The organism is Saprospiraceae bacterium, assembly GCA_016716185.1.
Classification (GTDB): domain Bacteria; phylum Bacteroidota; class Bacteroidia; order Chitinophagales; family Saprospiraceae; genus Vicinibacter.
This window is the reverse complement of sequence record JADJWV010000002.1, coordinates 313,771-329,583: the sequence shown is the minus strand read 5'-3', so window position 1 is coordinate 329,583 and position 15,813 is coordinate 313,771. Positions and strand designations below refer to the sequence as shown.

The 15,813-nt window shown below is 40.7% G+C and carries 11 protein-coding genes; 3 read left to right on the top strand and 8 right to left on the bottom strand.

Annotation, left to right across the window (positions count from 1 at the left end):
* Positions 1 to 64: 64 nt before the first annotated feature.
* From IPM34_03165 to IPM34_03145, 5 genes are all read right to left on the bottom strand, one after another.
* Entirely contained in the window at positions 65 to 1,723 is a 1,659-nt protein-coding gene (locus tag IPM34_03165) for a peptide MFS transporter (GenBank protein MBK8954542.1), read from the bottom strand.
* Positions 1,724 to 1,752: 29 nt separating this feature from the next.
* Positions 1,753 to 3,429, bottom strand: coding sequence for a peptide MFS transporter (locus IPM34_03160; GenBank protein ID MBK8954541.1), 1,677 nt, complete (start codon positions 3,427 to 3,429; stop codon positions 1,753 to 1,755).
* A 359-nt stretch (positions 3,430 to 3,788) separates the two neighbouring features.
* Positions 3,789 to 5,384 (bottom strand): M28 family peptidase, encoded by a 1,596-nt coding sequence (locus IPM34_03155; protein MBK8954540.1) that lies wholly within the window; start codon positions 5,382 to 5,384, stop codon positions 3,789 to 3,791.
* Positions 5,378 to 5,809, bottom strand: a complete 432-nt coding sequence (gene rpiB / locus IPM34_03150) for a ribose 5-phosphate isomerase B (GenBank protein ID MBK8954539.1) — start codon at positions 5,807 to 5,809, stop codon at positions 5,378 to 5,380. Before rpiB ends, IPM34_03155 begins: the two co-directional genes overlap by 7 nt.
* Before the next feature lie 6 nt (positions 5,810 to 5,815).
* Positions 5,816 to 8,881: a DUF2723 domain-containing protein gene (locus IPM34_03145; GenBank protein MBK8954538.1), complete on the bottom strand. Its 3,066-nt coding sequence runs from the start codon at positions 8,879 to 8,881 to the stop codon at positions 5,816 to 5,818.
* 398 nt (positions 8,882 to 9,279) lie between these two features.
* Between IPM34_03145 and IPM34_03140 the strand changes: the two genes are divergently transcribed.
* Together IPM34_03140 and thiL are read left to right on the top strand one after the other, a co-directional pair.
* The gene (locus IPM34_03140; GenBank protein ID MBK8954537.1) at positions 9,280 to 9,882 is read left to right on the top strand and encodes an RNA pseudouridine synthase; all 603 of its coding nucleotides are present in this window, start codon (positions 9,280 to 9,282) and stop codon (positions 9,880 to 9,882) included.
* Positions 9,875 to 10,918 carry a thiamine-phosphate kinase gene (gene thiL, locus IPM34_03135; GenBank protein ID MBK8954536.1) on the top strand — a complete coding sequence of 348 codons (1,044 nt, stop codon included), beginning with the start codon at positions 9,875 to 9,877 and terminating at the stop codon, positions 10,916 to 10,918. Before IPM34_03140 ends, thiL begins: the two co-directional genes overlap by 8 nt.
* A 181-nt stretch (positions 10,919 to 11,099) precedes the next feature.
* On the opposite strand, the gene IPM34_03130 is transcribed toward thiL, so the two are convergent.
* The gene (locus tag IPM34_03130) at positions 11,100 to 11,885 is read right to left on the bottom strand and encodes a class I SAM-dependent methyltransferase (GenBank protein MBK8954535.1); all 786 of its coding nucleotides are present in this window, start codon (positions 11,883 to 11,885) and stop codon (positions 11,100 to 11,102) included.
* A gap of 264 nt (positions 11,886 to 12,149) precedes the next feature.
* On the opposite strand from IPM34_03130, the gene IPM34_03125 reads away from it, so the two are divergent.
* Positions 12,150 to 13,175, top strand: a complete 1,026-nt coding sequence (locus IPM34_03125; protein MBK8954534.1) for a hypothetical protein — start codon at positions 12,150 to 12,152, stop codon at positions 13,173 to 13,175.
* A gap of 163 nt (positions 13,176 to 13,338) precedes the next feature.
* Here IPM34_03125 and IPM34_03120 read toward each other — a convergent pair whose 3' ends face one another.
* Both IPM34_03120 and IPM34_03115 read right to left on the bottom strand, forming a co-directional pair.
* Positions 13,339 to 14,697 (bottom strand): hypothetical protein, encoded by a 1,359-nt coding sequence (locus IPM34_03120; GenBank protein ID MBK8954533.1) that lies wholly within the window; start codon positions 14,695 to 14,697, stop codon positions 13,339 to 13,341.
* 251 nt (positions 14,698 to 14,948) lie between these two features.
* On the bottom strand, positions 14,949 to 15,809 hold the full coding sequence (locus IPM34_03115) for a cyanophycinase (GenBank protein MBK8954532.1): 861 nt from the start codon (positions 15,807 to 15,809) through the stop codon (positions 14,949 to 14,951).
* Between the last annotated feature and the right edge of the window lie 4 nt (positions 15,810 to 15,813).

The window sequence follows — 15,813 nt, the reverse complement described above, 5'->3', positions numbered from 1 at the left end:
ATTTAATTGATACTCCGTTAATGATTAAATATAATACATTTTTTTATTTAATAACTAACATACGTTAGTTTAATTTATGCTCTTTAAGAATCCGGTTTAGCCAGCGCAGCAGTATAAAGCCTGCCACGGCAGCTGCCGATAAAAGTGCAAAGTTGACCCAAAAATAACCACTTTTATCTTCATAACGATCCCAGCTGCTTGCCAGTACGCCGGATAACTTGTTGCCCATTGATGTAGATACAAACCACCCGCCCATCATCAGACTCGTTATGTGCGGTGGGCTCAATTTGGATACCATGGATAAGCCCATTGGACTTAATAACAATTCGCCCAAAGTGATTACTCCATAACTACCGATGAGCCACCAGACACTTACTTTTTCTGTTCCATTATTTCCGGCATTCACCGCTGCTATCATGATCAAAACAGACAAAGATGAAACCAGCAAACCCATTGCTATCTTCGAAGCAGTGCTGGGTTCTTTATTTCTATGCCCCAGATAAGCAAAAAAAGCTACAAGCAGCGGAGTCAGTAAAATAACCCAACCCGGATTTATCGATTGACTCAGGCTGGTGATCCACAAATTTATAGAGGTCCCTTCTGCAGGTAGTTGCACAGGGTCCATATTTCTGAAATATACCGGATAGTTGTAATCCTTTAAAACTACTCCATTCTCTTTTTGAATACGGAACAAAGCATCGTACAATGCAACCGTATCCTTCTTATAAACCAATGGCTTGGCTTGTTTCAGTGTGGTAAACAGTTCACCGGTAGCACCGGTAACCTGCCTGTCGGTATAACGATCTGCCCAGGTATTGAGTGCCGAACCATTTTGCTTAAATACGGCCCAAAACAAAATAACAACCACAAAAATAGCAAGAAGGGCCGCCACCGGGCCTTTTTCATGGGCCGGAGATTTATACCATAAATTGAAATAGTAATATACAACAGGTATACATGCAAACAGAAAGGCATCATTGCTGTCACTTCCAAAAAAATTACCATTTGGATTTGCATCTGTTGTGATTCCACCCAGCAGCCAGCCTAAAATACCTGCCAGCAAACTGGGTAATAAAATAATCATACAAATCCTCATCATGCTCATGTCGCCTTCCTTCACTCCTTTTTTCAGATCTGCATTTTGATAATGCCTGATTCCCAATATAAAAACGATCACCCCTATAAACATTCCGACACCGGCTGCTAAAAAAGCGTAACCCCAACCCAGCATGGTGTATAATGCGGCGCCAAAAAAATTACAGGTAAAAGCACCAATGTTTATACCCATGTAAAAGATGTTGTAACCTTCGTCTTTATGTTGGACGTAATCCGGACGGTTGTATATATTGCCCAACATGGTTGAGATGTTCGGCTTAAAAAAACCATTCCCTAAAATCACCAGCGTCATGGCGATATAAAGTATGGTGAGCGAATGAAAAAACATCAGGCAGTATCCTGCACCCATCATGAGTCCACCCATAATAATGGATCTCCTGTATCCCAGGTAACGATCTGCTAACAATCCACCAATGAATGGGGTGAAAAATACCAATGCAATGAACGTCCCATATAAATCGGCAGATTCTGCTTCAGTCATCCCAAAGCCCTCTTTCACATCCTTCAGGTAAAGGGTAAAAATCCCAATCATGAGATAATAGCCAAACCTTTCCCACATTTCGGAAAAAAACAGGTAGGGCAAACTTTTTGGATGCTTCTTAAACATAAGGATAACGATGCTGATTTACACGCGCATCAATGTAATCCTGTTTTGTCCTTTACGATCTGGTTGAGCAACTTAATCCGGGAATAGATCAGTGTACCTCCAATAAAAGCAGCAACAACCAGGATCATGAAAAACATTTTCTTATCTGTGAAATCATCCCAAAAAGAAGTCATGACCCCCGCAACCTTCCCTCCAATGGAAGTCGACAAGAAAAATCCTCCCATCATTAATGCAGTTAAGCGGGCCGGAGCCAGTTTAGATACCAAAGACAATCCCATTGGACTCAGAAAGATCTCGCTGATCGTAAAAACAAAATACGTCAGCCACAACCAGATAGGTGATGCTTTGTGAGTATATATAGAAGGAACCGACCATATAGCAAATACCATAACTAATGCAGATAAACCCGAAATGAACAAAGCCATTCCGAATTTTGACATGGTCGTCGGTTCTTTGCCCCGGTTTCGAAGCCAACTGAAAAGTGGAACGAAGATGAGGGTGAGCAATACAATGAACAAAGGATTGATGGACTGGAATAGTTCCGTATTGGTAAGTTTTACTGTCTTTCCGTTTGGCCATTCTTCTTTTGGCACATTGACAAAATAGGGATCCGGTCCCATTTCCTGAATTGTTTTACCTTCTGCATCTTTAACTTCCCGCATGTAGGGGTCAAGTTTATTCACCATTCGCAAACTATCTGTGACCTGTTGCATTGGGAAAATGGCGCCGGTTATTTGGGCGGTTGTTTCTGAGGCCACCCGGTCGGTATGGCGTTCTGCCCATAAAGTGAGGCCTGTAGCATTCTGATTGTAAATGGTCCAGAATGCAATTGAGATTGCAAATATGAACAGCAAGGCTCCAATACTTCTTTTGTCTTGTCCGGTAGCATTAAGCCATAGAGATATGTAAAAGGAAATAATCGGTAAGCAGGCAAAAATAAAGGCATCGTTGGCTTGTGTTCCCATGATCGGCGATCCAAAAATCTGTGCCGGAACAATCCATCCAATGATTGCAGCAATAATGGCAGGAAGAAATACCTTCATAAATATTTGAGAAAGAGGCATGTCTTCTGGCTGAATGGGTTTTTTGACATTGGCATTCACAATATCGGGGTTCTTTAAATTCATAGCCAGGATACCCAGACCAATCAACAGCCCAACACCCGCTGCGGCAAAAGCATATCCCCAACCATATTGGTTGCGCAGGTAAGCCGCGACGAAATTGCATACGAAGGCACCGATGTTGATCCCCATGTAAAATATGTTATACGCATTATCCTTAAGCGGTTTTAAATCTTCGCGATTGTAAATATTCCCAAGCAAGGTGGAAATATTTGGTTTGAAAAAGCCATTACCCACAATGATGAGCAGCAATGAAATAAACATTGCTGTATTTCCAGGCAAAGCAAGCCCTATATACCCGCTCGCCATAAGCAACCCGCCGATAAAGATAGATTTCAAGTAACCCAGATAGCGGTCTGCAATCAAGCCACCGATAAAAGGTGTTAGATAAACCAATGCGATAAAACTCCCTACGATATCTGCACCAATTTTCGTTGGAAATCCTTTTCCACCTGTTGCGGTATCTGTCATATAAATTAAAAGGATCCCTACCATAAGGTAGTAAGCGAACCGCTCCCACATCTCTGTAAAAAATAATGCAATCAGGGCCTTAGGGTGCTTCCCGGTCTGTTTATTAGCTTCCATGTTTCGTTTGAATTGATTTTAATTTAGGAATTCTGCGCCTAAATATAACGGGATTCCACCAAATGGGCTGCAATGCCTATAGAAAATTGAAATATTAAATAACCACAGAATTATATTTCGTATTCTAAATTAATTTTAATCCATTTAAAGATTAAATTTGGTAAAATTTGGATATCTAACCGGGTTAATGAATTTTAGCCTCATAAGAAGATTGGAACATTAATTTTTCTTGAATCGGCGGGTTTCAATGTGCTGATGGTAGTTTCGCATGCAGCATCCATCGTACCGTTTAATTTAGTTTAATAGGCTCTTCGGTGCGCTGTACTCAGTTGTTCAGAAGAAAAACTCCCGGTCTCTTTTTATTGGCTCATGAATGGATTAGCCAATGCCCACGACAAACAAAAAATATGTTTGGTAATTTTCGCAGCTTTTCCAAACATTATTTTATCCACATCATCGGTGATCCGGTGATAGTCTTTGTGGACACCACTGAAGAAAAAAATCACAGGGATACCTTTCTCAGCAAAATTATAATGATCGGATCTGTAATAAAATCTGTTGGGATCGCTTTCTGAATTAAACCTGTGATCCATTTTCAATTGAGCATACTTCTGATTGATATCGATATTCAGAACATGCAAACCGGAATCGATCCGGTCAGCGCCAATAACATAAACATAATTGGAGTCGGTTTTGTAAAAATCGTCGGTCCTCCCAATCATGTCTGTGTTGATATTGGCTATGGTTTTTTCTAAACTGATGGGAGGTTTATTCACATAATAAAGGGAACCTAATAAGCCTTTTTCTTCGCCTGTCATCAATGCAAACAAAACTGATCGCTTTGGTCTCACACCCTGATCGGCCATCCACTGATACGTTTTTGCAATTTCCACCACAGCTGCAGTTCCAGAGGCATTGTCGTCGGCTCCGTTAAAAACTTCATTGCCTCTTTTTCCAATGTGATCGTAATGGGCAGAAATGACAATTAATTCATCCGGTATTGTGCTCCCTTTGATATAGGCTAAAACATTTTGCCCACGCTCAGTTTTGACTGTACGCTTATGAAGAATTTCAAGTTGGCTCTTTACGATGAGCGATTGTGGTTTACCAGTTTTGTGTATCCGGTTCCTGGCTTTGACGACTTTTTTGATTTGATCACCCAACAACATGGAAGTTGTGGTTGATGATAAATACATCAGGTTGCATTGCACTGTAGTATCTTCCTTTCCATCATGGAGATAAACTTGCGGTGATATGACCTGAGATCTGTTCTGGTCTACCCATTCCTTGAATTGGTCTTCAATAACCAACAACAGCCGGACTCCATTTTTTGCTGCTGTTTGTTGTTTCCTCTTGAGGTCATTCGACCATGCAGATGGTTCTTTGCTTCCGGTTAAAAAAGAAATACCTTTTTTATTTCTGGGTTCTCCTTTATAAATGAGTGCAATTTTGCCACGGACATCCATATTTTTGTAATCGCTGTATGACTCATCATCGATCCCATAACCCAGAAAAACAAATTCAGAAGTTTTCAACTCGAGGTCGCCATTCTCTGCAGGGATGATCAGATAATCCCATAATTGTTTGTAGGGCACATCTCTGATCTTAAAAATGAGTTTATCCCAATAGATCCATTTAAAAACCACCTCCTGGTAATAATTTTGGAATCCCGGTGTTTTTGCCAATCCGTGTTTTTCAAATTCACTGGATATATATTGTGCTGCCAGATCATTTCCATGGCTTCCAAGTTCTCTTCCTTCACAGGTATCGGATGCCAGAAATTCGATATGTTTTCTGAGTTGATTTGATTCAATTCTGTCTGCAAATTTTTTCAGACTGTCATCTAAAGGTGCAAGATTTGAATCTGGTCTGACAACCCCATCAAAATAATCCTGTTGAGCAGATACCGGGCTTAAAAAATATATAAACCAAACAACAAATACTGCCTTCAACATAGACTTATTTTATCCACTCTTTTCTGATGTCGGCCGCCTTCAAAACCAGTGTTCAGAAAAATCTGGACCATTTGCATTGCCATATCGGTTGAAACAAATCTGGCTGGGATTCCAAGAACATTGGCATTGTTATGCTGGCGTGCAAGTGCGGCCAATTCTGTATTCCAGCAGAGGGCACAACGAACTAACGGATGTTTGTTTGCTGTCATTGCTGCACCATTACCACTTCCACAGATCACGATGCCAAAATCAACCAGCCCTCGATCAATGTCTTGTCCAACAGGATGAATAAAATCCGGATAATCAACTGAATCTGCTGAAAAAGTGCCGTAATCATTTACCTCGATACCCTGTTGTTCCAACTGACTAACGACCATTTGCCTGACCTCATAACCTGCATGATCCGATCCAATAGAAATTTTCATGCCTGGCTATTTTTGCAGGATCGGAGTGGCGTTATGATACTTATTCAGGAATGTTTCCATCTCAGTTTGAAATTGAGGATCGTTGACCATTTTGCTTCGCTCTATAATTTCGCGTACAGCAGACATCGATAATCCTCTTTCCTGACTGAATCCACTTTCGAGTTCATCCGGTTTCAGGCTATCGTAAAACTCCAGCATGTCCAATGTTTCTGTTGCCAATATCCGGAGATGCTTTTTAGCAGATTCAAAATCTCCTGCATCTATAAGTACCTGGATGAAGGGCATGATTCGAACATCGTATTGGAAATTCATATTCGGAAAGGATTCAAAAAACCTGTTGGCCATTTTGGCAGCACGGTCTTTATCGCCTCTGTCGATCATGGCTAAAGCGGTACGCATCATGATCATCCTTTTGGCCTGAACACTTGGTGCAAAGCTATGATCCACAAACAAGTCCACTTTATCAAAATTGCCCCACTTAAATTTGTCCATGATCACTTCGTAACTTCTGTCTGCATTGATTCGTCCGGATCCATAGATGTACAAACTGGGATCACTTTGCGATTTGACCGGGATTATTCTCAAGGCCATACCCTCTAATTCCATATAATCCTGCAATCCTAAAAGTTTTTCCTGGCTACAGGTTACACTGAAATAAACCGGACGATCATACAAATTAGATTGAATGATGTCGAGAATGGCGATATCGTCTTTGGTTATATACGGACCCGCTATGCCCACTGGAATTTTATCGACAAACATACTGTCATCAGGGCTGCACAAACCAGCCTGTATGGCCCGTTCGCGGTCGACTTCAATGTATACGTTATTGTTTGGCATGTAGGTCTCAAAAACTTTTCCACTTCCACTTTCTATAGGATGTTCTTCCGCAATAAATTTCAAAAATTGAAGAGCTGACATGGGTGGATCGACATTTTTTCCATCCATATTTGAAGGATTGTAATAAAAGACCTGATTTCTCAAGCTTCCTCTCAATTTCTCCTGAGGAATGGACATCTTTACGAGAGGAGATTCATTAAATTTTCTTCTTTGATTTTCAATATACCAATCCACAGCAATCAAACTCAGGTTTATTACGCGCACATCTTTTCTGATCCCTTCTACTTCCTGGGCATACCAAACGGGATAAGTATCGTTATCTCCATAAGTAAATAATATTGCATTGGGCCTGCAGGATTCGAGGATGTTGGAGGCATAATCTCTGGCTCCGGTAGATCGCATCCTGCTGTGGTCATCAAAATTCTCCGTAACAAGTATTATGGGAACAGCCATGCCAATCAAGGTTGCGGCCATGCCACCAATGTTGTTAGAAAGCTTGAATCGATTTTTCAGGAATTGAGCAATTCCCAAAACACCCATCCCGATCCATATACAGAAGGTCAGAAATGAACCTTCCAAAACATAATCTCTTTCGCGGGGTTCATTGGGTGGTGAATTGTTAAACACACAAAGCGCAAGACCTGTCAGGATAAAAAATCCCAGCAAAGCCATAAAATCGTTTTTGTTCTTCCGGTAATGGTAAAACACACCGATGAGTCCTATGATTAATGGAATAAAATAATAAGAGTTTCTCGATTCGTCTTCTTTAATCACCCGGGGCAGTCTGTCCTGATTATAGAGTCTGGAACCGTCGATTGCACTGACACCTGAATACCAGTTACCATCTTTATTGACCCAAGGATAAAATCCCTGTTCGCCATTTTGCCTGCCGGCAAAATTCCACATAAAATATCTCCAATACATCCATCCGAACTGATAAGACCACATAAATTTTAAGTTGAATGACATACTCGGTACTTTCGCTTTGTCTTCGTTCAGATGTTTCATCCACATTCTGTACAACTGCGGTCTTCCCTGATCCTGGTGGCTGATCCGTGGAAATAATATTTTATCCTTATCTCTGAAAATGTAATCAAATTTCTGGTCGACTACTTTGTATTCATCTCCGACACGACCCCAACGGTCTTCCGATTTAGTATCCACCGGTCTTGCTTCAAAATGAGGACCTTTCATCAAACTCCGGTCGCCATACTGCTCTCGGTTCAAATAAGGGATCAACCGGACTACATCATAAGGATCGTTCATATTGATTGGGGGTTTTGCATTGGCACGGATCAATACTACACCTACAGTCGAATAAGACACCACTAAAAGCAACATGGTAAAAACCACTTTGTGCATCAAATCATTTCCTTTGTTTTTAAAGTAACGAAGTCCATAGTAGCCTGCCAAAACAATCACAATGAGTGTTGGAATGAGTCCCGAATGGAATGGAAGACCAAATGAATTCACCATATTCAACTCAAAAAACATCCACAATTGCGGGATCCCGGTGATGATAATGCTTTGAAATAGAAAGATGGCTACGATTCCAACAAAACCCGCCAGCAGGGTTCCAAAAAAGCTATGTGTTTTATACCTTTTATAGTAGTAAAGCATAGCGATGGTTGGAAAGGATAAAAGACTAAGCAAGTGAACACCGGTAGACAAACCCGTTGCAAAAACAGCAAAGATCAGCCACTTGTCATTTTTAGGGGTATCTTCCAGATAATACCATTTGAATGCTGCCCAAATGGTCATCGCTGTAAACATAGTTGACATGGAATATACCTCGCCTTCCACAGCTGAAAACCAGGTTGTTGAAATATAACCACTGGCCAAACCTGCGATGAGTCCTGCTCCCAGAATGGGCCAACTTTCGTTTTCATGATGTTGATCATTACGTCCAATACTGGATAATTTTGCTACGATCAGCGTGGTCCAACAAATAAACATGGCCGCAAACGCTGAGCACAGAGAAGACATGATATTTACTGCAAAAGCGATGTAAGCCGGATTGTCTGACAGGATTTCAGCAACCCAGGTAAAAAGTCTGCCGATGACCAGGAAAAGCGGAGCACCTGGGGGATGCACTACCTGCAATTTATATGCGCCTGCAACAAATTCACCGCAATCCCAAAGACTTCCGGTGCGTTCTACAGAGAAAAAATAGATGATGAAAACGGCTGCGAAAACCACCCATCCTACGAGATTGGTTTTATTAAATTTCATATGATTATGATATTCAGTAATTTATAAATAATAATATATTAATATAATAAAATTCTGCATGTAAAAGTAGGCAAATTCCGTCAAAGCCAAACCGGTGGTGGGATGGCAGTTGTTACATAACGCAAACTCTTTGTTTAACGTATAATTTCGATGTATCTTTGAAAGCTAATAAATTTACAGCATGATCCGACTTATCATTTTCGGTTTGGCGATTTACGCAGTTTATGCTCTTTTTCTTAAAGATAAAATCATTGTAATTGATCCCCGTAAGCCCAAAAACGACAAAAGCAAGTATAGTGATTACGAAGAAATAAACTGAAATCTATCTGACTACTTCCATTAAAGATTATTTAGTTTTTCAGGACCATTATCTGGTTTTGGCCAATAAACCTTCGGGTATGCCTGTCCAAAATGACAAAACAGGCGATAGGTCATTGCTTCAATATTTAAAATCATACTGCAAAACAGAATTGCATTTGATCAACCGGATCGACCGTCCGGTCTCGGGTTTGGTGTTGTTGACCAAAAATTCCAAAGCACATGAGAACCTTATACATCAGCAATCTTCGGGTACTTTTCTAAAATCTTATATCGCTTTGGTAGAAAAAGGTGAAATTCCCGATCAAGGAATTCTGCAGAATTTTCTTCAAAAAGATGGAAGGCAAAAAAAATCACATATCAATTCTGAACAACAAGGAAATCTTTGCGAACTCGAATACAAGGTCATTCATCAACTCGACCGATATCTGATCCTCGAAGTTCTGATACGCTCCGGAAAATTTCATCAGATCAGGGCCCAATTGGCTTATGCCGGGGTTCCGGTGAAGGCGGATGTTAAATATGGTGCCAAAAGGGGAAACCCAGACAGGTCCATAGGTTTGCATGCATGGAAATACCAATTTAAGCATCCATCCAGTGGTGAAGCCATGCTTTTCGAGGCTCAATTGCCTACCAACGATCTTTGGCCCATAGTCCAACAAAAAATTATTGATCATGTCTGAATTAAACGATCCTTTACAACGAACCGAAATCAATAGTCTGGGTGAGTTCGGACTCATTCGCCACCTGACCCGGGATTTTACCTCAGTGCAAAAGTCTACTATCAAAGCTGTTGGCGATGATGCCGCTGTAATCAATCATGGAGATACCATGACCATTGTTACGACAGATCTTTTGTTGGAGGGAATTCACTTTGACCTCGCGTATTTTCCATTACAACACATCGGATACAAAGCCGTTGTTTGCAATATTTCAGATGTCTGTGCGATGAACGCATATGCTGAACAGATAACGGTTTCCATTGCCGTATCCAGCCGGTTTTCAGTGGAAGCTTTGGATCTGTTGTATAGTGGGATACGCGAAGCCTGCAAAGTTTACGATGTAGATCTGGTCGGCGGTGACACCACTTCTTCTTTGCGGGGGTTGGTGATCTCCATAACAGCTATCGGCCGGCAAGTACTTCCGAAAATCTGTTACCGGTCGGGAGCAAAGCAAGGAGATTATCTTTTTGTGACGGGTGAATTGGGTGGCGCTTATCTCGGATTGCAATTACTCGAACGAGAAAAACAATTGTTTCTTGAAAACCCTTCCATACAGCCCGATCTGGAAAATCAGCGCTATGCTGTCGGAAAGTTTCTGAAACCGGAAGCAAGAAAAGATGTGGTCTTGTGGCTTGAAAAAGCCGGAGTAGTTCCAAATGCAATGATCGATTTATCTGATGGCTTGTCTTCAGATCTCATGCATATTTGCCAACAAAGTCAGATTGGAGCTGAAATCTCCGAATCGTTTATCCCCATGAATGAAGAAGCAAAACTCCTGGCACTTAAATTTCAAGTGGATCCTTTTACTTGTGCACTTAATGGCGGGGAAGACTATGAATTGCTCATGGCTATAAATCCCGCTGATGCTCCTAAAGTTCAATACCTTCCTGGATTCCATTATATTGGCGAATGCAAACCAAAGGAATTTGGCGTCCAGTTAAAAACGGATCAAGGCAGACTGCATGCGATGAAGGCACAGGGTTGGGTACATTTCTGAAAGCTGAAAAAGGCTTATGGCGGAAGGCTTAAGGCGAAAAGCTGAAATCAACTAACATGCGTTCGTTAACCACCATCAAATAACTGATCCCGACATGAAGATTGTTTTAGATAAATACCAATCCTTTTGTTGCCGGACCGCACATACTGACTACTAATTGCTAACTGCTGAGTACTGACTACTATTTCTTCACCGCTCTGCAATAGAAATCCAGTTGTTGACCGTCCATTTCTTTCAGAAAATAATTGGAAGTGGTGATCTGTGAAACAAGTGCTTCGTTGTGATCTTTTAAGCGATTTCGGTTCAAGCGATTGAGAATATCATAAGGCCATTGAAACCAGGAAGCCGGCAATCGCTTTTCCAATCCGAAAATGTCGAATCGACGAAATTTTTCAACCGATTTGCGATTGCGCTCGTGATATTCCATGACTTTTGCATCCCCGTACACACCTCCAAAAAATACCATCTTAGGATCAAAGCTTTGGCTGATGAAACTTCTGAATTCAGATGTATTGTATTCTCTGATGTGGTAGGGATTTCGACTCAAAGTCATGCTGCTGTTTGGAGTGGTCATCAGGAGCTTTCCGCCTGGTTTCAGAACCCGGTGTATTTCCGACAACAATATATGATCCTCCTGGATGTGTTCGATCAATTGAAAACAAATAACGACGTCAAATTGATTGGAATCCATTCCTTTGAGCCATGGAACTTCGGTTTGTATAAACTCAACCTGATCAAAGTTCTTTTGATTGACAGGAATGTGTTTGTCCAGTGCTACATAACGACTGGCTTTTGGCGCCAGCCATTTGATACCATAACCTTCTCCGCAGCCAATTTCGAGTATATTTCCGGACACTTCTCCGGCGGCAGTAACGTAGGCAAACAATTGCCTCATAAAAACCGGCTGGTCAGATGCTGCATTTTCATCTGCACGCTCTGCAGTATACAAGTTATAAAATAGTCCCATAGTTAATCACAAGATTGGCAAAGATAAGGGTTGCAATTTTTTTGATTGGAGTTTTTCCATTCAGATTGCAATTCAATTTCAACGAACATCATTTTAACTTTTCATAATTATTTCAAAATTCCAGGAATCAGGTGAAGCTTTTAATGATCATTCTGCTCAAATTCCAACAGCTTATTCCAAATTAAAGAGTAGTTCAGAAGTAAACCTGAATTCCACTGAAATCTTTGTTAAGCTTTGCTATTTTTGTAAGCATGGGATCCAATTATGAAGAGTGATCAATTTAATACTGCCTTTATTTTTGTAATTTCTTTTTTAATCCTCGTCTCATTAGGATTTACACTCATGTTGTATTTCCCCATGCAGATGAGTCCGGATATCCAAAGTTATTTAGGACTTGCGGATGGCGAATGGGATCAAAATCCAATTAGAAAATACAGGGTAATTATACCGATGTTGGCAGCAGGAGTCAATTACTGTTTGCAGCCTTTGCTCTCTAAAATACAGCCCTGGAATTTTGAAGGAAATTTCAGTTTGTGTTTCTCCTTCATGCTGGTCAACAGCATGCTGATGGCTATTGTTTCGATATTCATTTATAAGATCGGCGAAGTTTTTTCTTTAAACAAGCTGTCGAATTCAATTTTATTGATATCCTTTTTAACGAACCGCTGGACTCTGGAAATCACAGCTCTTCCATTAATTGATAGTTTGTATTTGCTGGCTCTTACCACGGCTTTATATGGCATCCTTGCGAAGCGCGAATTTTGGGTTTTGTTTTCTATCCTCATTGGGCCCTGGTCAAAAGAAGCATATATATTTTTTATACCGGTGTTACTCTATGCATCCTGGCTTCTTGTCCGAAAGCGAATTTTTTACATCGCGATTTCCGGAATGTTTATTTTTGGTTTCAGGAGCTGGTGGGATTGGCGGCTGGAACAAAAATGGGATCAAAGCATTTTTGAAATCCTTTCCAGTTTTTCTACGATTCCGGATTCATTAAACCGTTTATTCAGTGCTCACGGATTATACGAACTGTTTTCAGTCACAGGAGTCTGGACCTTATTGATATTTTGGGCATTTTGGAAATCCAAATCTTTATTTCTCCAAATGATTTGCAGCCATGGAACTTGGTTGTATTGGACTTTTTTTCCAATGGTATTGCTGCAGGCATTACTCTCCGGCGATCTCGGTAGAATGTTTTACATAGCCATTCCGTTGAGTTCGATCTGGATTGGATCCGCATTTCAAAGTTTATATCCGGATCGCATTTGGGATACCAAAAAAGAAACGTGAAAAAATAATTCACTTGAATTGTTTACAACAGCCATGGACTTGTTGTATTGATTAAAATAAAAATGGAGAGAGAAATTGCAAGCTGATAATTGGCTTAGCTTAATATCGGGCTCGCGTATAAGGAATGAGAAGTTTATTCTCTTTAATTGATAATTTTCAAGATTTAATTACAGCCCATATCTTTTCTGGAAAGCTCATCGTTATTTGGAAAACACAAAAACGATAAGTTATGGTCTGGCAGGTATCTGGTCAGATCTGGATCGTACAAGCCATTTTCAAGGAAATCGGTAAGTTCGTCCATTTCCTTATTTGTCAATTTAAGCGGAGTAAAAAAACCACTGATCTGAGATTTGGGAACCAAAGGATTTTCCGGAACCGCATTGTTGAAATACTCAACGACTTCACGTAAGGATTTTTTACTGGCACCATGGAAGTAAAATCCCACGTCTTTAAGGTTGTATAATTGGGGTACTTTAAATTTGTATAAGTCATCTGGTCTTTCAGTGAAACCACCACGCCCTATTACTCTTTTATCAGTGGGCCCGGTCCTGAATGTTTCCCCAAAAGGATTTTGATACAGATCGTAAACTCCAAGCGCAAAGAAATTAAAACTGTTTAATGATGGACTGTTGTGACACCGAACGCATCCAGCTTTTCCAAAGAAATGAATCGCTCCGCGTTTTTGGGTTTCAGTCATGGCTGTGAGGTCGCCTTTTAACCAATTTTGAAACGGCGCTTTGTTGGTCGTAACGCTTCTGAAATAAGCGGCTATTGCAAATGAAGTGGTAATTAGATTATATCTTTCAGCTACCGGTATTTCTGGAAATGCTTCATCAAACAGCTTTTTATAACCAAGATCGGTAGCCATTTTTTCATTCATCGTCATCCTGTGGACTTGTAATGCCCTGATATTATTAGCTTCCAGACCCTCCAGGCCTAAATGATTGACTGCCGTCAAGGTATCCTGATTCCAAACGGCTTCTGTGCCTTCATTCATGCTAAAAGAACCAAAGGAACCAGCCCATAGGGCATTTCTGACATAAGCCAAATTGATAGTTGGCAGCGGTCGGGCCCCTTGCGCATCAACTTCATGTCCTTGATATAAGGGTGATTTTTCCCTTCCTTCTCCAAAATGCCCAAAGCCAATAGCACCATCTGCAATGCCCTGAAATCTTCCGGCTGTAAATCCCTTTTCAGCAATATGGCAAGAAGCACAAGTAAAAGTCATCATCCCTTCCGGCTTATTTGGCAGAACTCCAATAGCCGGTTCGTGAAACAACATTTTGCCCAGTTGAATTTTAGTAGGATTCAGAGGATTCTTGGGATCCTGATTAGGAATTTCAGATAAATTTTCCCCATCTACCAATACAAAATCCCGGATATCTCCAGAAGCAGAATTGGATTCCAGCAGTTTTGTCAACTTGTCATCAAGGGAATAATCCTGGATTACTTCTTCGCGGCTGCACTGAATAAATACTATACTAATCAGTAACAATACAAATGATACGGAGGGATATTTCATACTCACAAGGACCAATTATCAGGGATTAAAAATCAGTAACTTATTAAAGTGCCAGAAACAAAGTTAGGGGTTTTTTTGAATTCAGAGGGGGTACAATCACAAAAATTTTCTGATGGTTAATTAAGATTTATTTATCTTAAATTAATTGAATGATTTAATTGCGACTAAATACAAGGTTTCAAAACAATTATATATTAACATTTTTGTATCTGTTTACATGGGACTCCTAAAAAATTTTAAAAAATTTCTATCTAATTCGAAATAGCGACGTTCAGGGGAAGGATCTTTAAACTTCGTTCTCTGATGTTAAACTTATCGCCGTTTGCAAGAATATGCGTCGTTAAATTTGAAAGAGACATGGGTGTTCCCGGTTCCAAGTCCTCGTATCGGTTATGACTCAATTGCCTGGCATCAAAGAGGATTACCATGCCCGATCCAATCACCTCGCACAAATTTCCTTTCTTAATAACGATACCGGTATCTTCAGCGAGGCCTATTCCCAATATTTGAGGAAACCTGGCGACAGCTTCTGCCAATCTGCCGAATCTTCCTCTTTGAATAAAATGGGTATCGATGATACCTTGTTCCAGAAAGCCCATTCCCAGTGCCATGCGGACATTTCCCTTTTGCATGGAATCGGAGGTACTGCCACCGGATATCATCTGCAGTGACATGGCCATAGCCCCGGCACTTGTTCCAGCCAACACAAATGATTCTCTTTTCAATTTTAAATGGAGTAACTCGTGGATACTGGTATTCGCCAGGTATTTCGTTATTTTCGATTGGTCTCCACCGGAAAACATGACACAATCCGCCTCTTCTATTGCTTTATAATAAGCCTTGGACTGCGCCTCACTTCGCCTGCGAATGTCGATAATGTTCACTTGATCACATCCCAGAGCACTGAACGCCTTACAATAATTATCGCCTACCTCCACAGGAATGGAAGAAGCACTCGTGATGACCACGACCCGGGCATCTTTACCTCCACTTTCTTTTAAAATTCTGGATAAAATTCCCTGTTCAATAAAATCCATCGTGTACATTTCATTGAGCCCGGTACCCTTATCTTCATTCCCCCCCACCGGAATAAGTGTTCCTTTATAATCCATGCCA

What these genes read in the sequence shown, in the direction of transcription:
- IPM34_03165 (MBK8954542.1), bottom strand. Translation starts at nt 1,723, where the DNA reads ATGTTTAAGAAGCATCCAAAAAGTTTGCCCTACCTGTTTTTTTCCGAA.
- IPM34_03160 (MBK8954541.1), bottom strand. Translation starts at nt 3,429, where the DNA reads ATGGAAGCTAATAAACAGACCGGGAAGCACCCTAAGGCCCTGATTGCA.
- IPM34_03155 (MBK8954540.1), bottom strand. Translation starts at nt 5,384, where the DNA reads ATGTTGAAGGCAGTATTTGTTGTTTGGTTTATATATTTTTTAAGCCCG.
- rpiB (MBK8954539.1), bottom strand. Translation starts at nt 5,809, where the DNA reads ATGAAAATTTCTATTGGATCGGATCATGCAGGTTATGAGGTCAGGCAA.
- IPM34_03145 (MBK8954538.1), bottom strand. Translation starts at nt 8,881, where the DNA reads ATGAAATTTAATAAAACCAATCTCGTAGGATGGGTGGTTTTCGCAGCC.
- IPM34_03140 (MBK8954537.1), top strand. Translation starts at nt 9,280, where the DNA reads ATGCCTGTCCAAAATGACAAAACAGGCGATAGGTCATTGCTTCAATAT.
- thiL (MBK8954536.1), top strand. Translation starts at nt 9,875, where the DNA reads ATGTCTGAATTAAACGATCCTTTACAACGAACCGAAATCAATAGTCTG.
- IPM34_03130 (MBK8954535.1), bottom strand. Translation starts at nt 11,885, where the DNA reads ATGGGACTATTTTATAACTTGTATACTGCAGAGCGTGCAGATGAAAAT.
- IPM34_03125 (MBK8954534.1), top strand. Translation starts at nt 12,150, where the DNA reads ATGAAGAGTGATCAATTTAATACTGCCTTTATTTTTGTAATTTCTTTT.
- IPM34_03120 (MBK8954533.1), bottom strand. Translation starts at nt 14,697, where the DNA reads ATGAAATATCCCTCCGTATCATTTGTATTGTTACTGATTAGTATAGTA.
- IPM34_03115 (MBK8954532.1), bottom strand. Translation starts at nt 15,809, where the DNA reads ATGGATTATAAAGGAACACTTATTCCGGTGGGGGGGAATGAAGATAAG.